This window comes from uncultured Aquimarina sp. (assembly GCF_947496855.1).
Lineage (GTDB): Bacteria > Bacteroidota > Bacteroidia > Flavobacteriales > Flavobacteriaceae > Aquimarina.
The window spans coordinates 402898-424666 of record NZ_CANMED010000002.1 but is presented as its reverse complement, the minus strand read 5'-3'; the positions used below and the strand labels follow the sequence as shown (position 1 = coordinate 424666).

General features: G+C 31.9%; 15 protein-coding genes. 9 read left to right on the top strand and 6 right to left on the bottom strand.

Annotation, left to right across the window (positions count from 1 at the left end):
- Positions 1 to 194: 194 nt before the first annotated feature.
- The 6 genes from Q0921_RS07835 (at position 195) to Q0921_RS07810 (ending at position 10054) form a co-directional block, all read left to right on the top strand.
- Positions 195 to 2804, top strand: a complete 2610-nt coding sequence (locus Q0921_RS07835; RefSeq protein WP_299255700.1) for a carbohydrate-binding protein — start codon at positions 195 to 197, stop codon at positions 2802 to 2804.
- 289 nt (positions 2805 to 3093) lie between these two features.
- Positions 3094 to 4155, top strand: a complete 1062-nt coding sequence (locus Q0921_RS07830) for a type III polyketide synthase (RefSeq protein ID WP_299255698.1) — start codon at positions 3094 to 3096, stop codon at positions 4153 to 4155.
- Positions 4156 to 4158: 3 nt separating this feature from the next.
- Positions 4159 to 4452 carry a Dabb family protein gene (locus tag Q0921_RS07825; protein ID WP_299255696.1) on the top strand — a complete coding sequence of 98 codons (294 nt, stop codon included), beginning with the start codon at positions 4159 to 4161 and terminating at the stop codon, positions 4450 to 4452.
- A 287-nt stretch (positions 4453 to 4739) separates the two neighbouring features.
- Complete coding sequence (locus Q0921_RS07820; protein ID WP_299255694.1) at positions 4740 to 4967, top strand: YgjV family protein; 228 nt, start codon at positions 4740 to 4742, stop codon at positions 4965 to 4967.
- A gap of 193 nt (positions 4968 to 5160) precedes the next feature.
- Complete coding sequence (locus Q0921_RS07815) at positions 5161 to 6732, top strand: choice-of-anchor Q domain-containing protein (protein WP_299255692.1); 1572 nt, start codon at positions 5161 to 5163, stop codon at positions 6730 to 6732.
- Between the two features lie 292 nt (positions 6733 to 7024).
- The gene (locus tag Q0921_RS07810) at positions 7025 to 10054 is read left to right on the top strand and encodes a carbohydrate-binding protein (protein ID WP_299255690.1); all 3030 of its coding nucleotides are present in this window, start codon (positions 7025 to 7027) and stop codon (positions 10052 to 10054) included.
- Between the two features lie 212 nt (positions 10055 to 10266).
- On the opposite strand, the gene galE is transcribed toward Q0921_RS07810, so the two are convergent.
- The gene (gene galE, locus Q0921_RS07805; protein ID WP_299255688.1) at positions 10267 to 11289 is read right to left on the bottom strand and encodes a UDP-glucose 4-epimerase GalE; all 1023 of its coding nucleotides are present in this window, start codon (positions 11287 to 11289) and stop codon (positions 10267 to 10269) included.
- A 100-nt stretch (positions 11290 to 11389) separates the two neighbouring features.
- On the opposite strand from galE, the gene Q0921_RS07800 reads away from it, so the two are divergent.
- Both Q0921_RS07800 and Q0921_RS07795 read left to right on the top strand, forming a co-directional pair.
- The gene (locus Q0921_RS07800; protein ID WP_299255686.1) at positions 11390 to 12388 is read left to right on the top strand and encodes a GntR family transcriptional regulator; all 999 of its coding nucleotides are present in this window, start codon (positions 11390 to 11392) and stop codon (positions 12386 to 12388) included.
- 13 nt (positions 12389 to 12401) lie between these two features.
- On the top strand, positions 12402 to 13283 hold the full coding sequence (locus tag Q0921_RS07795) for an aldose 1-epimerase (RefSeq protein ID WP_299255684.1): 882 nt from the start codon (positions 12402 to 12404) through the stop codon (positions 13281 to 13283).
- A 79-nt stretch (positions 13284 to 13362) separates the two neighbouring features.
- Here the strand turns inward: Q0921_RS07795 and Q0921_RS07790 are convergent, their stop codons facing one another.
- Positions 13363 to 14421, bottom strand: coding sequence for a formylglycine-generating enzyme family protein (locus Q0921_RS07790; RefSeq protein WP_299255682.1), 1059 nt, complete (start codon positions 14419 to 14421; stop codon positions 13363 to 13365).
- 271 nt (positions 14422 to 14692) lie between these two features.
- On the opposite strand from Q0921_RS07790, the gene Q0921_RS07785 reads away from it, so the two are divergent.
- On the top strand, positions 14693 to 15493 hold the full coding sequence (locus tag Q0921_RS07785; RefSeq protein WP_299255680.1) for a T9SS type A sorting domain-containing protein: 801 nt from the start codon (positions 14693 to 14695) through the stop codon (positions 15491 to 15493).
- An 83-nt stretch (positions 15494 to 15576) separates the two neighbouring features.
- On the opposite strand, the gene Q0921_RS07780 is transcribed toward Q0921_RS07785, so the two are convergent.
- Genes Q0921_RS07780 through Q0921_RS07765 form a run of 4 tightly spaced genes read right to left on the bottom strand, consistent with a single transcriptional unit; the run spans position 15577 to position 21765 of the window.
- The gene (locus Q0921_RS07780; RefSeq protein ID WP_299255678.1) at positions 15577 to 17031 is read right to left on the bottom strand and encodes an NAD-dependent succinate-semialdehyde dehydrogenase; all 1455 of its coding nucleotides are present in this window, start codon (positions 17029 to 17031) and stop codon (positions 15577 to 15579) included.
- Between the two features lie 10 nt (positions 17032 to 17041).
- On the bottom strand, positions 17042 to 18199 hold the full coding sequence (locus Q0921_RS07775; RefSeq protein ID WP_299255676.1) for a mandelate racemase/muconate lactonizing enzyme family protein: 1158 nt from the start codon (positions 18197 to 18199) through the stop codon (positions 17042 to 17044).
- 54 nt (positions 18200 to 18253) lie between these two features.
- On the bottom strand, positions 18254 to 19978 hold the full coding sequence (locus Q0921_RS07770) for a hypothetical protein (protein ID WP_299255674.1): 1725 nt from the start codon (positions 19976 to 19978) through the stop codon (positions 18254 to 18256).
- 5 nt (positions 19979 to 19983) lie between these two features.
- Complete coding sequence (locus tag Q0921_RS07765; protein WP_299255672.1) at positions 19984 to 21765, bottom strand: RagB/SusD family nutrient uptake outer membrane protein; 1782 nt, start codon at positions 21763 to 21765, stop codon at positions 19984 to 19986.
- Between the last annotated feature and the right edge of the window lie 4 nt (positions 21766 to 21769).

Here is a 21769-nt window from a genome sequence, read left to right as displayed (position 1 = left end):
ATATGATTTTTATCTGATTTCTAACAGTCATATTTCAGTCTAATAAGAATAAGATGTTTTTCATTTTTTAGTATTGCTAAATGTCATTTTTTTTGATAATTAGATTCGAATAAAAAACAGTAATTAGTTAACACATAACTCAATATTTAGATTAAAAAGAATTTTATTAATCATCTTAAAACCCTAATTAAATTATGAAATTTCAATTATTAATGTTTGCCATTTTATTATCATCCTTGAATATGGCAGCAAAGGATTTTTATGTGTCTGTAAATGGAAAGGATACTAATACAGGCAATTTACAATCGCCATTTAAAACAATTCAAAAAGCAGCTGATATGATGGCTGCAGGTGACACTTGTTATATACTGGCAGGAACCTACAGAGAGAATGTTACAGTTAAACAAAACAATACAACGTTTAAAAATTACAACGGTCAGAAGGTAACAGTATCTGGAGCAGATCAAATCAAAAATTGGTCTCTTTATAAAAATGGGATTTATTCTGCAAATTTCTCAGGAGCAGAAACAGAATTCACAATGCTATTTTTAAATGGTAAGCACCAACAAATGGCACGATGGCCGAATAATAAAACAGGCGAGATGATGAATCCAGAAAATAAAAACTCTGGATACGAGGATTGTCAAGTTTTTACTGGAGTTAAAGGAAGAAAAAACAGAAAAGTATTGTTTCCAAATATGACTGGTTTTCCTACGGATTTTTTCAAAGGAGGTATTTTTAGAGGAATAAATGGGAAAAAGTGGATAAACCCTATGGGAGTCATCACTGCTTCAAACGGAAAAGAACTTAGAGTAGATGCAATAACTGAAGGTTGGATAGATAACAGCGAAAAAATCTTTACCGATAATGGGAAAGGTTTTGGATTTATTTTTCATTTAAATGCGCTTGACAGGGACGGAGAATGGTTTCAAAAAGGGAACAAAATTTATTTTAAACCTCCTAATGGTGCCAATCCAAATAATTTATCGATTTCAGCTAAAAACAGAAAATGGGCTTTTCAAACGAATAAAAAAAACGGAGTTAAAATACAAGGAATAAATATCCATGCTGCTTCTATTCAAATGGATAAATCCTCAAATTGCCAAGTCACGGATTCTTCAATTCAATATTTATGGCCATTTTTTACCAGAAAAGGATACGGAGTTTCTAGGACAGAGCAAGGTGGTGTTTTTGTAAATGGTGATAATAATAAGTTTACAAACTGCTATATCGCTCATAGTTGGGGACACGGACTATTTATAGATGAAGGAAGAAACACAAAAGTGAAAAATTGTTTTATCGAAGATATCGGTTGGATCGCTCAGTTTACCTCATCTATACAGAATAATGGCGGAGATGGAACCGAAATAACGAAAACAACACTCGGATCAACAGGTAGATTTCATATCCGTACCAATGACGGTAAGATTGATATTAAGTATAATGATTTATATGATTGTATGAAAATGGGGCAAGATGCTGGTTCTATTCAATGTACCAATGGAAGTAACTGGGGTGTTCCTGTAGATATGAAAGGTTCAGAGATAGCTTATAATAGGATACATGATTCCAACACATTAACAGATGGTCATAAAGAGTTTGTGTTAGCATTATATCTAGAAGGATGTTATAATTATACGGTTCATCATAATTTGATTTATAATTTTAAAACTGATGTAGTACCAGATGGAACTTTTGCTTATCTAGGACCTAGACAAGCTAAGATAAAGGATAGTTATTTTTATAATAATACAGTTTGGAATATGGATTGGGGAATTAGAATATGGAATAGAGATAATAAAGGTAAGATAGAAAATATACGTTTCTGGAATAATATTATTGATACTAAAGCTAAAGATGATGATAAAAACCATATTTATCAAAATATAAATTTTCAGAATAACGTAAGAAATGTAACAGGTAATGGTAATGCATTATTTGTTAATGCAGCACAAGGAGACTTTAGGTTAAAACAAGGTACCTCTCCAATAAATAATGGAAGATTTATTAACGGAATAACAACAAATGTTAATGGAGCTAAACCAGACGTTGGAGCTATAGAATATGGTAGCTCATTTCCTGATGTTGGATCTACTCTTAACCCAAATGATTTTAACCCTAGAAACAATTCAGGAGGAAATTCTTCGGAAAAGAGACATATAATTCCAGGAAAAATAGAGGCGGAAGCTTTTCTAACTCAATCAGGAGTTAAAATAGAAAATACTACGGATAATGGAGGAGGAAAAAGTATTGGGTATATAGAAAATGGTGATCATGCAGAATATTTAGTGACCGTAAAAGAGGCGGGAGAATATAAGATATCTGCTAGAGTAGCTTCTTTAAACTCAAGTGGTAAGATAAATGTTACCTATAAAAAAAGAAATATAGGAGAATTAAATGTTGTTAATACAGGTGGATGGCAATCTTGGAAAACAGTTACGATGGTTGCTAATTTGACAGATGGTGATAATAAAATCAGATTAGATTTTTCTGGAGGAAATGGATTCTTGTTTAATCTAAACTGGGTAAAATTTGTAAAAACAGGATCTAATAAGGTGCTAAATATAGATCAAGAGGATAGAATTGATTCTTATCTTAAAATTATTCCTAATCCTATAAAAGAAGGTTCTATGCATCTTTTTCAAAAAGGAAATACAGAACTTAAAATTGTCAATATGTCTGGTGCTGTTGTTAAAGAGATAACTGTTAATCAAGAAGAAACAACTATAGATGTTTCTGGATTAACTAAAGGAAATTATATATTAAAATCAGGTTCAAGTAGCACAAAATTCACAATTCAATAGCATTATTAAAAAAATCAATTTTTAAACTAACGTAACTCTGAACAATGACAAGCTAAGTTTAAAGAAATTATTGAGTTTTTTGTTTGTTGTTTTTTCAACAAAATGTAACTAGAATTTCTTTATTTCATTTATACATAAATATCCTTGTACAGTGTAAGCGATAAAATCCAATAATTAGGATAGGGTCGGATTTCAGAACAACAAAATCGAATGTTATTATGTTAAAAAAGAAATAAACTTTTTTTAACATAATAACATTCAAACTCACAAACTCATAAAACTCAAAAAAATGTCATTAGTAACAAAACCTACGATCCTGTTTCCGGATCATCAAATAAGTCAAGAACAGATGATAGATGTTCTAAAAAATTTATTTCCTTACCATCCAAAATGGAATACTGTAGAACGAATGATTAAAAATACCCAGGTAAACACAAGGAATCTTCTATCTCCTATTAATCAAGTGATCACCCATCCTGGTTTTGAATACCGCAATACACTTTACAAGGATCAGGGATTAGAAATGTCTTCTAAGGTTGCTAAGAAAGTATTATCAGATAATAACATGAAACCGGAGGATATTGATTTACTTATTGTTGTTTCTTGTACTGGTTTTCTGATGCCTTCGCTAACTTCATATTTGATAAGTGATCTTAATTTTAGGTCCAATACGAAACAACTTCCTGTAGTGCAATTAGGTTGTGCTGCTGGTGCTTGGGCACTAAACAGAGCACATGAATATCTAAAAGCGTATCCCGATCATAATGTTTTACTTATCTCGGTTGAGTTTTCATCCCTTTTATTTCAGCCTCAAGACGACAAAATATCTTCTTTAATTTCCAATTGTTTGTTTGGAGATGCCGTTTCTGGTTGTATTATAAAAGGAATTCCAGAAAGTGGTGATGAAGGTTATTTAATAGAAGGTATTGACTCTTATTTAAAAAAGGATTCAGATCATTATATCAAATATGATGTAAAGTCAACAGGTTTTCATTTTGGATTGGATAAAGATGTTATGCACAGTATAAAAGAAGTGGCTCCAATAATGAACGGTTTTATTCAAAAAGATTTTAATACTAATATTAATGAACTCGATTTCCATGTATTTCATACCGGAGGTAGAAAGATTATGGATGAATTAGTTTCTAATCTAGATCTTGTGGAAGAGAATATAGTCAATAGTAGAGATAGTCTTAAAAATCATGGAAATATAGCAAGTGGTGTTGTCTTAGATGTTCTAAACAGCGAGTTTACCTCTAAAACCAGAAAAAATGGTGATAAAGGTATTATGGCAGCTTTTGGACCAGGTTTTACAGCAGAAATTAATAGAGGAACTTGGATTAAAAATTAGATAATGATTGTGCATATTGTAATATTTAAGCTAATTCAACCTAGTACCTCAGTTATTACTAATCTAAAAGAAGAGTTATTAACGTTAAGAAAGCTATCTCATTTTTTAGAGTTCAGTGTTTCAGAAAAGTTTCAGATGTTAAAAACCTCTTTAGAAGGAGATGTTATCTTATTCTCTACATTTAAGAATGAAAAACAATTAGAGCTATATATGACTGATCCAAAACATTTAGAAGTTATAAAGAATACTTCTGAAATTATTAAAGAGAAGTACGTTTTTGATTTTATTACTAATTAAAAACTTTAATCTACAAAGGGTCAATATTAGACTATTGACCCTTTAATATTTCGGCTTTTCTTTACCATTCTTTTTAATCTTTTTTCAGCTTAACTATTTGGGTATGAATGTGTTTTTTTGCTAAATATGTTTTTTTTTAATTTATAATCGTTGTTCTAATAACAATGATGAGTATTATTTAAGTATTCCCAATATATGAGCTGGAGGATGGAGAAAGAACTATCATTTTTCACACACAATGTAAGTCTATAAAATATAAAACCTTGTAACATCAAAAATTGATAATTATGACTCAGATACAATGGATTGAAACACTGGGGTATATCGCCTCTATTTGCATAGCAATTAGTATCACTATGAATTCTCTAATTAAACTTAGAATGATTAACCTGATAGGAGCATTTTTATTAGGCACTTACGGAATATTGATTAATTCTTTACCAGTTACATTATTGAACTATTTTATTGTTTTGACGAATATTTATTTCATCTATAAAGTATATAGAAAAGGATAGAGTAATGATATAAACTATGATCAATCTTATCAGTATGTACAACTTTTTTGTAAATATAAATTTAGGCAATGTTTAGTACGAATTTTACTGAATTTAAGTAGGTTATAGTCTTCTTTTTTCATTCAATTAATAATAGCTTATACAATTATCATTATAACAATCTCTAACAAAGAGTTTAATTCTTTAAAAAGTTATGGAAAATCATAAGTTTAAAAAAAAGGTGGTATTAGGTTTTATTTTTATCTTCTTTATAATGTTTAATCTCTTTTCAAGGAATATACATATATCAAAATCTGGAGATGATAGTAATCCGGGAACCATAAATCTACCTTATTTAACAATACAACAAGGAATTAATGAGGCTATGGAAGGGGATATAGTTCTTATCAGTCCTGGCATATATAGAGAAGATTTAAAATCTGTACGTAGTGGAATAGAGGGTAAGTTTATTACTATTAAGTCTAAAAACCTTCAAAATTCTGCAGTTGTTATAGGATCTTTTTCGTCTTTTAAAAAAAGCTATTTAAGGATTAAGGATATAAGATTCCAAGATGCTAAAAATGGTATATATATAGAGGGACCTTGTAACAATATAGAAATCACAGGAAATCATACGTATAATACTACATCTTCTGGAATAGCGATATGGGGTGTTGCATGGAGAAAAGATCCATTAGTTTATGAGAATATAAGCAATGTAATTATTAGAAACAACACTGTAGAAAATGCTTGTAATGGAGGTTTCAATGAGTGTATTACGCTAGCAAATGGCATTACAGATTTTGAAATTAGCAATAATGAGGTGTTTGGAGGGCAAGATGGATCTAATGGAGGAGAAGGAATAGACGTTAAAGAGGGAGCAAAAAGAGGTGAGATTTATGGTAATAAAATACACGGTTTAAAACGTCAGGCGGGCATCTATTTGGATGCAGGAGGTTTGCTAGGGTTTACTCCTCCAGAAATCAAAGACATTAAAATTTACAACAATATTGTTTGGAATAATGTAAATGCCGGAGCAGGAGGAGGGGCTTACACAATGGGTACCGAAGGCGACGGAAGCACATTTGATATATTGTTAGTCAATAATATCGCTCATAATACAGGCGAAGATGGCTTTATGATTTATAAACACCCAGCCGGATCGGGGAATATTTATAATGTTAAAGCAATTAATAACACTTTTGTCGGTAATGGTAGATTCGGAATGTTACTCAATTTTTCATCAGCAGAGAATATCGTGTATCGAAATAATATTTGTTTTGGAAACAGTTGGGAGAATTTCAAACTTTCGGATTACTCAAGTTTTGAAGCATCTAATAATTTGACGGATGGAACTGACCCTAAATTTGTTGATAAAGATAATGCCGATTTCAAACTTAGACCAGACTCTCCTGCTATTGATGCAGGAACCTTTCAGGATAGTTGGGATAGAGATATTGAAAATTTACCAAGATTTGGAGCAATCGATATTGGGGCTCATGAATATCAAAAAGATGCATTAAGTATCAATGATTTTACATTTGATTCTAATAAGTTTAGAACAAAGATATTTCCTAATCCCATTAAATCAGGAAATATATTAAAAATTGAATCGTCGATAAGAAGGATGAGATTTAGAATTACTGATATGAAAGGGGCCTTAATTCGGGAAAACAAAGCTATTGATCAAATACAACTAGATATTAGTCCTGGACTATATATCATATCATTTTATGATCCCTTGAATAACGCAAAAATTAATGAACACAAATTGATTATTTATTAAACATTTAACCTTTAAATTTAAAATGAAAACTACATTCTTAAAACCTAATACTTTTATAATCGATTTATTAGACTTTAGGTAATATATGTAAATGTATCAAATACTATTTAGTTCTCTGCGGATTCTAAATAACAAGATAATATCCTATTAACAACAACTAACCTTATGATCATCTATGTTTAGATGTTTTGAATTGTAACGCTCTATTAACTAATAACCGACTTTATAAAAGCTAATCATCTTCAGCTTTTATTGACTTAATCACAAAAAAATCTAATTAAAACACAAACTCATGAAAAAACTAAAACTTAAAAATTTGATTTTAATGGTATTTATATCATTAGGAATCCCTAGTTCTTTAATTGCTCAATTTACAGGGCTTATTCCTGAAAATACAGCAACTCACATTGCTACTAAAAATGGAAATTGGACGGATTCATCAATTTGGAACAGCGGAAGTGTTCCTGGACTGTCATCGATAGTTGTAATCCCTTCAGGAAGAACTGTAAATTATAATGGTAATAGTGATGCACATGTTTTTGCCATAAGAAATGATGGTACAATAGAGTTTAAAGCACCCAATGGTGTTAAAAGAAAATTAACAGTGGATACATTTGTTAATAGTTTAGGGTCTTCATTATTAATGAATGCTGAAAAGACATCTGATGGTACTATAGAAATTATTTTAAAACCTTTTGATATCGAAGGAAAAAAGAGAGGAAGTATAGCAGGTGTAAATTGGAACAATGCTGCTAAATCTCACTATAGTGACAATGCTTCTGTGTCCAATCATTTCGGACAGAGATTACCGAGTGATGGACCTGGAGTATTAGGGCGATATGGTTGGGATCCGGCGCAAGTTAGTCTTTGTTTGATGGCTAGAGGTAAAACCAGAATTTTAGGGCAAGATAAAACAGATTTTGTAAAGACCTCGAATAACGCTACAAAAAATTCTAATAGAGTTTCTTTAGCATCAGCACCAAATGGGTGGAAAGCAGGAGATAATGTGATGATTACGGGTACTGAGAGTATTACTCAAAGTGAAATTATCAAGCTTAGGTCAATAAATGGAAGTCAGCTTACATTGGATAAAAATTTAGGAAATGATCATAAGGGATATAATAACAGAAAGTTATTTCCTTATGTAGCCAATATGACAAGAAATATAACAGTAAGATCTGCAGAAAAAAATGTAATTACGCGTAGAGGACATTCTATGTTTATGTTAAGCCCTGATGTGGTTATAAAAAACACTGCTTTTGTAGAACTTGGAAGAACTGATAAAAGTAATATTATCGATGATTTTAAGTTTGGTCTTCGTTATAAGGGAAATGGAAATCAAACTGATGTTGATCTAACAGGGTTAGATTATACACCAGCACAGCCTAAGAATATAGAGAATCAAAGGGGTCGATACGGACTCCATTTTCACAAAACATTTACTGATGGTAATGGCTTAGTAATTGCTCAAGGAAATGTGGTATGGGGTTCACCAGGATGGGGAATGGTGCATCACGATAGTAATGCTAATTTTATAGACAATGTAGTTTATGGTGTTTTTGGTGGTGGTATGATAGCAGAAAGTGGTTCTGAAACTGGAGTTTGGAGGAATAATTTAGTAGCTGGAACTCTAAAATCTTCTAGTTCTCCATTGAGAAATGGAATGACAGCACCTATTAAAAGAACCGTAAGAAAAAAAGTTGATGACGATTTTAAAACAGGTAGTGCTTATGGATTACAGAGTAGAGCTGTAAGAATGGTAGACAATGTTGCAGCTTCTTCTACAATTGCATATTCTTATCAAGCTTCTGGGCAAGAAGTGCCAGTTGCAGATAAAGTGAGAGCAAGCGCTTTTCCATTCGATATGTTTCCATTACAAGATAAGGTACAACGAGATGTGCCTGCTTTGATCGAATTTAAAGGAAATGAATCAGCAGCATGTAGAAACTCATTCAAATCATTAGGGAGAGAAGAAGGATCTCATAGAGTACAATCGATGATTGAGGATTTAGTAGGATGGAATAATACACAATTTACTGTTTATGTTGCTACTAATTTTGCTTATACGTTTAAAAATTGTTATTTTCATGGTCAACCAGGTGCACGAAATGTAGCTGCATCATTAGTGCAAATAAATGATGATAATATAGTGTATTCTGACGTGACATTTGATAACTATAAAAAATTAGGAATTAATGGAGCGCAAGAAAATTTTGACCCTAAAGCAAGATTCCTATTCCATAATATTACTTGGTTAAACTCAGTAGCCAACCCTTATGCGAAACTTAGTGCAAATTTTAGAACTATTATAAGCGATAGTGATTTAAGAAACGGGCCTATGAGGTTTACGCCAAATAATAAAATGGATACCAATATTAATGTCAACTCAGGAGATTATAAAGTGGTTGTTGATGGAGTGATTAAAGATAGTGCTGGAGATAATGAATTTGGGCATTTTAGTCGTAATAATCCTGGAAATTTACAAAGAGTTTATGATTTTAAGAATAGAGCGGCATTGGATAAGTATTTAAATAAATATGGAACTTTTACGGATGCCAGAGGTACCTATACCGAATTGACAGAATATATGTCGGATCGTATTACAGGAAAAGTAACACCTTTTAAGTTTAGAATTGACTTAGCTGGAATAAATGGATCAGGATCAGGATTAGAAAATCGTTTTTCTATTCCAGGTTTAATTCAGGTAGAGAACTTTACAAGTCAAAATGGTATAAAAGTTGAAAATACATCAGATACAGGTGGAGGTGAAAATATAGGATTTATAGAAAATAATGATTTTGTAGAGTACTTAGTTGATGTAGAAAAAACAGGAGATTATGTATGTAATGTTAGAGTTGCATCGGCTAGATCAGGAGGTGATATAGAAGTTGTCCATAAAAATGTTACAGTTGCCAATATGAAAGTTAATAATACTGGAGGATGGCAATCTTGGAGAACAGTTACTAAAACCCTTAGGTTAACTGCTGGTCAAAATAAAATTAGATTGAATTTTTCTGGAGGAAATGGTTTTTTGTTTAATGTAAATTGGATTGAATTTCAAGATGCAAATAGAAATTTTAGTTCTTTAGAGAAAGACCCAAAGCAACTATACTTAAAGATACAATCGAACCCAGTTGAAAATGGGATATTAAAAATAGAGCAGCAAGGGCATTCTATCCTTAAGATTGTAAATGCTTCTGGAATAGTTGTTAAAGAGATTGTAAATTTAGAAGAGTTCCAAAGTATTGATATTTCTCAATTTTCTGCAGGGATCTATTTTATAAAAGTAGGAAATGAAACCCAAAAGATTTTGAAAATGTAAAGTTTAAACCACTTCATTTATTATTTTATTCTATAAATAAACCCCGAGACAGAGCCTCGGGGTTTATTTGTTTACGTATTTATATTGATTTTAAACACTTTTTAAATATTCTTAAGGTTAAAATAGATTTTTTACCTTAAAAATGATCTTAATTTTTTTATACTAATTAATCCTGTGTTTTTTTTATTGAAAAATCTAATGCCTTATTTATTTTACTTTCTAAAATTTTGTTCCCATTTCCAAGATGAACTTATCATTTCGTCTAGTTCTTTTTTTGCAGACCAGCCTAAGGTTTTATTTGCAAGTTTAACTTCTGCATATAGCTCCGGAACATCTCCTTCACGGCGATCAGTAATCTCATAATTAAGTTTAGTTTCTGAGATTTTTTCAAATGAGTTAATAACATCTAAAACAGAATAACCATTACCAGTACCTAGATTAAAAAATTCAAGAACTGTTTTGTTTTCGTTATTTATCAGGCGCTGCATGGCAATAACGTGTGCTTGTGCTAAATCTTCCACATGAATATAATCTCTAATCGCAGTACCATCTCTTGTAGGGTAATCGTTACCATAAACCATGAGTTTTTCTCTAATACCAATAGCAGTTTGTGTAATGTACGGCATTAGATTATTAGGAATTCCATTAGGTAATTCACCTATTAATCCCGATTCGTGGGCACCGATTGGATTAAAATAGCGTAAGGAAATGGCTGAAAAATCAGACTTAGATTTGGTGAAATCATCTAGAATTTCTTCAGCTATCTTTTTAGTATTACCGTATGATGAAAAAGGGCGTTGAGTTTCATTTTCTTCAGTGATAGGCAATTTTTTTGGTAAACCATAAACGGTTGCAGAAGATGAAAAAATAAAGCTTTTTATGCCAAACTGATTCTGTGCTTCTAAAACATTTAATAATGAACAAAGATTATTCTTATAGTATAATAAAGGTTTTTCTATAGATTCACCAACAGCTTTATGTGCTGCAAAATGTATAACGCCGATTGCATCTTTATGAATTTCAAAAATGCTCTTTGTTTCGGAATCATTCTTTAAATCTATAATTAGAAGTTTAGGTTTTACATCGGTAATTTTATAAATTCTTTCAATTGTTTCTTTGCTTGAATTCGAAAGATCGTCTAGAATTATTACTTCAAAATTATTTTGGATTAAGGCTATAACAGTATGTGATCCGATATAACCACATCCTCCTGTAACAATTATTTTGCGTTTCATTTTAACAGTTTTTGAACAAGCAAATTTATTAAATTTTCTATATTTTAACTACTAGTACCTACTAGTTTGATCTGTGTGTGTTTTTAATTATATTTGTCTTATGGGAATAGTATCAATTACTAGTAAAATTGGTGTGCCAAAATATAAGCAGATTATTTCTTCAATAGAGAATGCTATACACACAGGTGTTCTTAAAAAAGGGGATAGGTTACCATCATTAAATAGTATAAGAAATCAGCATTCTCTATCTAGAGATACGGTACTTGTGGCATTTAATGAATTAAAAAACAGAGGGATCATACAATCTGTTGTTGGTAAAGGTTATTATGTGATTAGTGAGGATATTAATGTGAATCAGAAAATATTTTTATTATTTGATGAGTTTAATTCTTTCAAAGAAGATTTGTACAATTCTTTTAAAGCTGGTCTTAGAGTTAATACCAAGATAGATATTTTTTTTCATCATTTTAATGGTAGAATGTTTGATACACTTATTCGTGATAATGTAGGTGATTATAGTCATTATGTGATCATGCCTGCGAATCTTAAAAGAGTGGAGCTAAGTATCAGGCGTCTACCGAGTGAGAAAGTATATATTCTAGATCAAACACGTGAAACGCTATCGAACTATCCATCAGTGCATCAGGATTTTAAAAAAAATATTTACAGTGGACTTTTAGAAGCATTGCCTTTAGTGAATAAATATGATGAATTAGTATTATTATTTTCAGATAAAAAGCAACCAGATAATATCATAGAAGGATTTAAGTCATTTTGTTTTGATTATGATAAGCCATACGAGATAGTAGATAATGTGGGCATAAGAAGTTTGAAAAAAGGTGAAGTTTATCTGATTTTGGATGATAGAGATTTAATTCAGATCATAAAAAAAATGAAGGAGAGTGATTTAGAACTCGCTAAAGATATTGGCATAATATCCTATAATGATACATTACTAAAAGAAATTGTTGAAGATGGAATTACTACTATTTCTACGGATTTTAAAGAAATGGGAACGTGTTTGGCAAATATGATCGTTAATAATGAACGAAAAACTATTGAAAATAAAAATCAATTGATAATCAGAAAATCCTTATAGTATTTTGTTTAAGTTGAATAGAATTGATATTGATGGAATAATTTACTTGGATATTCAAAACCATGATAAATCATCTAAATTAAGAATATGTCCGAATGAAGGTGGACGAATTGCTCATTTCATATATAATGGTTTAGATGTTTTTCCCGAAACAAGTTTTACAGTTTATAAGAACAGATATGCAGCTGCTATTTTGTTTCCCTTTACTAATAGGATTAGAGATGGGAAATATACTTTTAAAGAAAAAGATTATCAATTAAACTGTAATGAGCTGGATAAAAACAATGCGCTTCATGGTTTGGTATATGATAAATCATTTAAACTTATAGATGTTAAAGTAACATCAGAGTTTGCTTCTGTAAGTTTAAAATATAAAAATGATAAACAAGATAAAGCATTTCCTTTTTTTTATGAAATTGAATTAGTTTATACTTTAAATCATACAGGCTTAAATCTAAAGATGAATGTCATTAATCTAGGAGACTCTCCATTTCCTTTTACTATTGGTTGGCATCCTTATTTTTCAAGTTCAAACTTAGATGAAAGTACTATTCGTTTTGATAGTAGCATTAAATATTTAACAGATGATAGAAATATTATTGTTGGTAAATTACCTTTCAATAAAGAAAAACCTATTGAATTGAAAAATTTAGAAATAGATGATGGTTTTATGCTTAAAACAAATATCGTAGAATTTACTACACCGGACTACAAAGCCAAAATTATATCATCAGGTGAAAAAAATTTCTTGCAGATATATATACCACCTAGTAGAGAGGTTATAGCAATCGAACCCATGACAGGTGCATGTAATAGCTTTAATAATGATATTGGTTTACAGACTCTCTTACCGAATAATAATTATGAAATAGAATGGAGTATGATAATTGTATAGTATTCGTTTTTATTAAAAAAGGAAATATTAATATTGTATTTTAATGATCTACCAGTGTGACTTAATTATAGTATTCATCTTAGTTTTGAAGCATATCTTTATTCACTACCGTTCTAAAACCCATATGATCACTACCAGAGTCTTGAGCTACTCCCATTCTAGCAGAGATTCTAAAACTTGCGCAGTAAGATTGATGACATAAAAATGATCCTCCTTTCATAACATTTTCAATTTGGTAAGGATTATTTGTGCTTAAACTATTAGAAGCACCTTTAGGATTGTTTAATGGCTGAGAAGTGTTTAAGTTTTTATAATAATTAGGATTAAACAGATCAGAGGTTATTTCCCAAACATTACCAATCATATCGTATAAACCGATACTGTTTGGAGGATAAGATCTTACGGGGGATATAAACTCAAAACCATCTTTAGATTCATTACTGGTAGGGAATATACCTTGCCAAGTATTGGCACTTTTGTTTAATAAATTATCATCATTACCCCAAGTAAAAATAGTATTTGTGTTACTTCCTAAGGCAGCTGCTTCCCATTCAGCTTCTGTTGGCAATCTACGATTTGCCCATTTACAATATTCCAAAGCATCTTCTAACGCTACATGAACCACAGGGTAATCATCTTTTCCTTCTATTGAGCTTGCTTGACCATAAGGGTGTTTCCAATTTGCACCGATCATCCAAGTCCACCATTGTCCATAATTTTGCATATTAGCAACAGCATTTACATTTTTATTAAAAACCAGACTTCCTGGTTGCAATATAGAATCGTGAGGTTTCGGTGTTCCTGGAGGAAGTTCTTTTTTCATTGAATCCCAGTTAATAGGACGTTCTGCAACAGTAATGTAATTAGTAGCTTCGACAAAATCTTTAAATTGTGCATTGGTAACCTCTGTTTCATCTATATAAAAACCATCAACCGTTACATTATGGGATGGTTTTTCTCTTTTCATAGCAAATTTGTCATCTTGTTTTGCACCTTGTAAAAACGTTTTAGATTCCACCCATATCATACCACTTGGTTGTTCGGTTATAACGCTAAGTTGATCTGATTTACTAGGTTTGTCCTTGCAATTAATAAAAATAATTGCAAGTAAAAGAAGGACAGTTTTGTAATGTTTCATGAATTTTATAAATGAATTCTTAAAAGGTTTATTGATAATATGATCACTAATCTCCTTAGGTTAAAAAATGATTGTAATTAATTTGGAAAAAGGTAACTAAATTTTTTTTAGTAAAACAAATTTTGGATAAAAGAGTGGTATTAAGGGGTAATTGATGTCTATGAAAAAAAAGAGCTTTCTTTTAAATTTAGTTGATTAATATAAAATGAATTCTAGAATAATTTTGGAATTCATTGAGAACAAAAGTTTTAAAAATCAAATTCACATTATTATGAAAAATCTTTTTTTTTTATTGACTTTAATGGCATCAACTTGGTTTGTAACTGGCCAGACATTTAGTGGTATTATACAAAACCCAGACTTTGAAGATTCTTCAGGAATAGCACCTTGGAATAGTGGGAATTCAAGTGCTGCTATTTCTATAAACACTGATATGGCGAATGTGCAAAATGGAATACAGAGTTTACAATTTGAAAACCAACAAAGCAATGGCGTTCACTTCATAAATTCTTCTTATTCTGATACAACACCAGGAATTGCAGGTGATGTATTTACTACTACTGTATGGATCAAATCTAATCAGGATGCTACTTTTTTTATACGGGGTAGAATTAGATTTTCTAGCGGTGGTTCCAACGTATTTGTAGATGATCGAAGAGAATTCACTTTTGCCGCAGATGTATGGCAGCAACTTACTTTTTCTAGCACAGCCACTGGAGATTATGATAGTATTGCATTCTTTTTACAACCTCAAACCGCTGCTCTTGATGCTGGATTGATTTTACATATTGATAATTTAGAAAATTCTAAAAATAATACATTAAGTATAGGGGATTTTGAGGAAGCTACAGGCTTTGGTATATATCCAAATCCTGTAAAAGAGAAATTACTGATTGATTCTAACAATATATCTATTAAAAAGTTAGAAGTTTTTGATTTACTAGGTAAGCGTATTTCTATTTCGAATAGTGTAGTAGGTTCAGTAGACGTTTCTTTACTTGATAAAGGAACTTATATGGTAAGAGTCACTACTGGTAAAGGTATATTTGCTAAGAAGTTTATAAAGAAATAATATTTATGAATGAGAAATAATTACGAGGTAAAAAAAATCCCTTACACTTTGTAAGGGATTTTTTACTCAATTTTCACCTCTAATTAGTTTGCAATTGAGACACGTTTTTTTATTAGATAATCATCTAAGGCTAAATGAGAACAATCGTGTCCAATACCACTATTTTTAATTCCACCATGAGGTAAATAAATAGAATATTTCACACCATTGATTTGAATTTCTCCAAACTCTAATTCTTGGGTAAAACGTTCAATGCGTTTATGGTTATTTGTAAAAATGTAGGATGCCAATCCATATTCGGTATCATTTGCTAATTCCAAAACTTCATCATCAGTCTCAAAAGACATAATACCCGCAACTGGTCCAAAGGTTTCTTTAGCAAAAAGATCCATATCATGGTTGGCATTAGAAATAACAGTTGGTGTTATCCAGTTTCCATCTTCTGGCAAATCCTTTGGAATACTATTACCATATTCTAGAACACCTCCTTTTTGAACTGCATCTTCTATTAAAGAAAACATCCGATCTCTATCTTTTCTGGTAGCAACTGGCCCCATAAAGACATCTTCGTTTTCTTTTGTGCCAAAACCAACTTTTATATTTTTAGCTTTTTCTACATACGCTTTAACAAATTTTTCATAAATTCTTTTATGTACATAGATCCTGTTAGCGGCTACGCAGACTTGACCAGTATTTCCAAACCTTAGTGCAATTCCTAAATTAATAGCTGTATCGAAATCTGCATCTTCAAAAACTATGAATGGTGCGTTACCTCCAAGTTCCATGCCTAGTTTCTTGATACTTGTTGTACTATCGGCAATGACTTTTTTACCAGTTTCGGTGGAGCCTATCATAGTGAGGACAGAAGGTATTTTACTTGTTGATAACACTTTTGCTACATCACTAACGGGTCCAGCAAGAATATTGACAACACCTGCAGGAAACTCAATCCGATGTAATATTTCGCCAATAATGTAAGTTGATAAAGGGGATATTTCTGAGGGTTTTATAATTATAGAACATCCAGAAGCTAATGCAGGAGCAAGTTTGAAGCCTACATTGAGTATTGGGAAATTCCATGCCAAGTAGGCTACAGCAACACCAGCAGGTTTTGAAATCATCTTATGTGTATGTGTTCCTTCGTAGTCCGGAATTTGTTCCTCTCGAAGGTTTTTCATCGCATTTGGATACCAGTCTAGGCCATTAATTATGCCTTCGATATCTTCATAAGCACCCGCGTATGTTTTACCCATCTCATAAACCATGGCAGTTCGCAATTCGTGTTCCTTTTCTTTGATAGCATCACGTAGCTTATGCATCCACTCAGTGCGTTGAACTAGTGTTAGATTAGACCAATATTTAAAACCTTTTTGAGCGGCAATTAAAGCAGCCTTGGTATCTTCTTTACTTGCCTCGGCGACTTGGGCAATTACTTCACCATTTGCTGGGCAGATGACATCCATTTTTTTATTGTTTTTGGAATCTAGCAGTTTGCCATCTATATATAATTTTTTGTATCCAAAATTTTGGGGAATCATATTTTTTCTATTAAGTGTATAATCCGTTTAATTTTTTGTTGTCTATTGAATATTCTAATAGTATTTCTTCATTAACTTCCAACCCAAGTCCTGGACTTGTTGGTATTTTGATCATTCCATTTTTCATTTCGACTTTAGGAAAAGTTAGGTGGTCTCGTAATCTATTCTCTGTTTGGTCATATTCCATTAAAAAATCTGGTGATTTCATTCTACCAGGCATGCATTCTAAATTGGCGATAAAATGCAGAGCTACATGAATTCCGATAGATGTCCCCCAAGTATGAGGTACAACATCCACGCCATATGTGCTTGCTAGAGTTGCAATACGTTTGGCTTCCGTAATCCCTCCACTTGAACATATGTCTGGCTGGAGTATGTCAACTGAATTATTTCTTAAAAGTTGATGAAATCCAAACCTTAAGTACTCACATTCACCACCAGCAATCGGAATATTTGTTTTACTCCTAAGTTCATTGTATTGTTTGTAATATTCTGGTGAAACTGGTTCTTCAAACCAGCTTATATTGAATTTTTCAATCTTTTGTGATAAAATTACAGCTTCTCTGAGATTGTAAGCGTGATTAGAATCAATCATTAGCTGGATGTCTTCACCAAGAAGTTCTCTAACTAACTTTACATTTTTATAGTCTTCTTCAATACCAAGACCTACTTTCATTTTTAGAGCTTTGAATCCTTGTTTTTTATATAAGGCTATTTCTTCCTCAAAATCTTTTGTTGGATTAAGCTTGTCGGTAAAATATAATCCAGTAGCATAAGGTTTTACGTGAGTTCTATGAGCACCACCAAGTAACATGGATATGGGTAATCCAAGAATTTGTCCTTTTAGATCCCAAAGAGCAATGTCAATAGCACTCATCGAAGCTACTAAAATTCCTCTTCTGGCATAATCTAATGTTTTTCGGTACATGGTATTCCATACTACCTCATTCTCTAATGGGTTTTTCCCAATTACAAGTGGTGCTAAAAATTTGATACCTTCATTTAATATGTGAGCCGGGCCATAACCCTCTCCCCATCCGAAATGGCCATCTTTTGTGGTGATTTTTACAACGCAAATACAACGTTCCGAATATTCCCATTGCGAGAAGAAAAAACTTTTAGATAACTTATCGTTTAGTATAAAGGTTTCTATTTTTTCTATGATCATGATTGTGGTTTATTTAAAATAATGTAGTGTTTTTTTTTTTTGATAAAATGATGTTTAAGGTCTATTTTCCACAACTAAAACCCTTATATTATCTAAATAGAAAGTTTGTCTTCCTGTAATTCCAACATTATCATTATTTCTAAAATTGAAAATAATATTTCCAGATAAAGGATCAGTTAAAGTGAATTGACGTTCGACCGTAAACCATTCATCACTAATGGAGTTATCTAATAACATTACTTCATTCGCAGGCGTGGCACCAACAATTCTACTAAAAATACCATTAAAAGTAGATCCTCCTTCAATATAAATATCATAAGCAAGTATAAATTCGCCACTTGGTATATTAGAGTTTGAAATTATAGTATTACTATAACTTAGAAAACCAGCAATTAAAGGCATTTCAGCGTCAAACCTCATCGATGCACTACCTTCGCTAGATTGCTCTGTACTTCTATTAATCTGTAAACTACCATCTGTATTTCTAGCATTATCTAAATTATTACCACCGCCACCAACAAAAAGATTATATCCTTGCGAATTACCTCTTCTATCATTACTAACACCAACTTCAAAACTTGGATTAGAGGCAGGTTGTAATACATTTATTAGTACTGGTTCAACAGATAAATCTATAAAAGAATTAAGTGTTCTTGTGTCTACAGACATAATTGGTGTTAACGCGTCGTAAGAAATTGTGATAGTATCTGAATTATATACCTGCTCTGCTAAGTTTAATCTTATTACAGTTGGGTCAGTAGTGCTTACTTCAGCAGAAGTAACAGAAATATTTTGATTGAAGCCCGTATTTACCACATTTATTGTGAAGTTGCTCTCTGCTCCAGAAAAGTCTTCCAACTCACCGTTTACTGCTAACTCAATTATAGAACTTCCCTCACCTAAGATTCCACCATCATCAATAACCCTGGCATTGGTAGCAATAAAAGGCTGTGAAGAGGGAATTACTTTGATAATATATGGAAGTGTTTTTGTTTTTGATGCAGCGTTTAAAGTATTACCTCTTGGAGCCCTTGTTGAGGTTATATCTATTAAATATTCACCTAATCTGTTGTAAGATACGTTGACTGATTCTTCAGTGCTTTCCGACGGACTGCCTTCAGAAAACTCCCATATTCTTCCGTCTGGATTACCAATTGTAGTATCATCTCTGAAGTTCAAAGAACTTCCTGCCTCAATTGTAATGGTTTCAAAATTACTAATATCATTACGATTGGGATTCTGATTAGCGTTTAGACGTCCTAATTCAGTAGATTCATCTTGATTAAAAATTACTGCTTCCGGATTTAGGTTATCAAATACATTGTAGAAAAAAGTAGTTTCTAATATCCAATTGTCTCCTTCCTGTACTGCTGTTTGGCCAGAAAAATTAACCTCTTCGTCAAAAACTTGTCTTAAGTTAACTTCTTTTGATCCAGCTTCATCGAAAAGGAAAAAGATATTGGAACGAGAACTCCCTCTTCCTCCCAAAATAAACTGATTTAAATTTAAACTATCAGCTGGTGTAAATTCTTCATTTAAAAATGACATTCCAGTATCTATTCTCCAAGATCTAGAAATAATGCCTCTCGATACATCGGCTATAGAGGAGAAATTATCTACAGCAATCGGTATTGGAGTTTGTAGAGTTTCTTCATTAATTGTTGCCAGTGCAGGAGTAAACAACTCTGGTTTAGAAAACTCCGTAAAATTAGCATCATCCTTGTTACATCCTATTAATGAAATAAGGGTAATCGACATTAAAAAAATATATCTTTTCATCTTATTTAGTTTAAAGTATTGTTGTTTACTTCATCCTCTGGAATAGGAAGGTAACCTTGATTAATACTATAGTTAGCTGCAGCACCTTCAAATTCGTTGTATATAATATTTAAATTGCCAGGAGGGTTTGAAGGGTCGAGTAGCGTAATTGTTCCATTATCTCGAGATGTTATGGAGCCTCTGGATAAATCCGTTGGAGCATTGTATGGTATTGGGTGGTACTGTCTTAAAGCTAAATCAGAAAACCTGGCTTGCGCAATATTCCAACGGCGTAGATCAATGTTTCTTATAGCTTGACCTTCCGCAGATAATTCCAAAGGTTTTTCAAAAAACATTAGACGTTCCATTAAACTCGTTTGATCGTACATGATGTTGTCAAAACTTGCACTTGGAGAACCAACTCCTAATTGTACTAACCCCCAGCGTGATCTGACCGCATTAATAGCATTTAATGCATCATTAATTTGATTTTGTCTTATATAACATTCTGCAAGATTTAAGTAAACCTCTGATAGTCTATTAATTGTGACGTTTTTTCCTGATTTATTACGATCTCCAGAGGCAGTAGCTTGCTCGCTATTAGCAATATCTTGGTTTGTATACTTTTTGAACATTGATGCAATAAAGTTATTATTACCCCCACCTAGATTTCCAGCTTGAAGCACATTTGTACTTTGATAAACACGAGTGTCTAGATCATCATTTAATGCAACCATAGCAGAAGCTCTCATGGATACTCTTCTAGTAACTGTTGATCCGTTACCGGCCTGAATAATATTTCTATTATCCAATGGGTCTATTTCTTCATTTAGATATTCTAGAATAAGCCAAGAAGATGGCAGGAAACGCTGTTGACCTCCAAAAGCAAAAGGCGCACTACGTCCTGCTAATCTATTGTGAAGGCTGTTTTCGTCAAATGCATTATCAGTAACATTAAAATCTATAGTGTATGGTATTTCAAATATAGACTCCCTATTAAATTCTCCTTCCGTTGTAAACATCTTAGCCATGTCTGTCTCCAGCTGGTAACCAAAATCATTTATTAAACTTTGATAAAGAACTTTTGCAGTTTCAATGGATGCATCTGTACCCTCGTATAAATAACTATTCGCTAATATCATTGTAGCAGCGCCTTTGGTAATCCTTCCCTTTTCTTCAATCTCACTTGGATTTGGTAAAAACTCAATAGCTTCTTCTAGATCTTGTCTAAAAAATTCTCTTACTTCCTCAGAAGGAGATACATCTCTATTTCTAGCATCTAAATCTTCTTCATATCGATCACGAATAATTACATTCCCGTTGTTAAAAGTAGAATGTAGATAAAAATGATAAAGTCCTCTAAAAAATTGAGCTTCTGCTTTTTGCTTATTCCATTCGTCGATTTCAGGTTGAGAGTTAATTGTGGATTCAATAAGTTCTAATCCATAAAGAGCTTGATTAGCTATAAAAATACCTCGATATAAAGCTGCCCATTTTCTCGAAACTTCTGTCGTCGCAGAGTTATACTCATGTCTATACCAGACTAATCTATCTAGTGGGTTATTACCACCATTTCCTCTGTTGCCGACAGAACCTTCATCAGAATTTAAAGTATTCTCTTCAATACTCAAAACATAATGATGAAATAAACTGTTATATGAAGCATTTATAAGTAAGTTGGTATCCTCTAAATCTTGAATTGTATCAGGAAACTCAGGCGCATTAGGATTTGGTTCTTCTAAATAATCATCACACGAAATGATAAAAAATGCGCAAATAACCGTTAATATATATTGTATTTTATTCATCTTA

What these genes read in the sequence shown, in the direction of transcription:
- Q0921_RS07835 (WP_299255700.1), top strand. Translation starts at nt 195, where the DNA reads ATGAAATTTCAATTATTAATGTTTGCCATTTTATTATCATCCTTGAAT.
- Q0921_RS07810 (WP_299255690.1), top strand. Translation starts at nt 7,025, where the DNA reads ATGAAAAAACTAAAACTTAAAAATTTGATTTTAATGGTATTTATATCA.
- Q0921_RS07775 (WP_299255676.1), bottom strand. Translation starts at nt 18,199, where the DNA reads ATGATCATAGAAAAAATAGAAACCTTTATACTAAACGATAAGTTATCT.
- Q0921_RS07780 (WP_299255678.1), bottom strand. Translation starts at nt 17,031, where the DNA reads ATGATTCCCCAAAATTTTGGATACAAAAAATTATATATAGATGGCAAA.
- Q0921_RS07765 (WP_299255672.1), bottom strand. Translation starts at nt 21,765, where the DNA reads ATGAATAAAATACAATATATATTAACGGTTATTTGCGCATTTTTTATC.
- Q0921_RS07825 (WP_299255696.1), top strand. Translation starts at nt 4,159, where the DNA reads ATGATTGTGCATATTGTAATATTTAAGCTAATTCAACCTAGTACCTCA.
- Q0921_RS07800 (WP_299255686.1), top strand. Translation starts at nt 11,390, where the DNA reads ATGGGAATAGTATCAATTACTAGTAAAATTGGTGTGCCAAAATATAAG.
- Q0921_RS07790 (WP_299255682.1), bottom strand. Translation starts at nt 14,421, where the DNA reads ATGAAACATTACAAAACTGTCCTTCTTTTACTTGCAATTATTTTTATT.
- Q0921_RS07815 (WP_299255692.1), top strand. Translation starts at nt 5,161, where the DNA reads ATGGAAAATCATAAGTTTAAAAAAAAGGTGGTATTAGGTTTTATTTTT.
- Q0921_RS07785 (WP_299255680.1), top strand. Translation starts at nt 14,693, where the DNA reads ATGAAAAATCTTTTTTTTTTATTGACTTTAATGGCATCAACTTGGTTT.
- galE (WP_299255688.1), bottom strand. Translation starts at nt 11,289, where the DNA reads ATGAAACGCAAAATAATTGTTACAGGAGGATGTGGTTATATCGGATCA.
- Q0921_RS07820 (WP_299255694.1), top strand. Translation starts at nt 4,740, where the DNA reads ATGACTCAGATACAATGGATTGAAACACTGGGGTATATCGCCTCTATT.
- Q0921_RS07770 (WP_299255674.1), bottom strand. Translation starts at nt 19,978, where the DNA reads ATGAAAAGATATATTTTTTTAATGTCGATTACCCTTATTTCATTAATA.
- Q0921_RS07830 (WP_299255698.1), top strand. Translation starts at nt 3,094, where the DNA reads ATGTCATTAGTAACAAAACCTACGATCCTGTTTCCGGATCATCAAATA.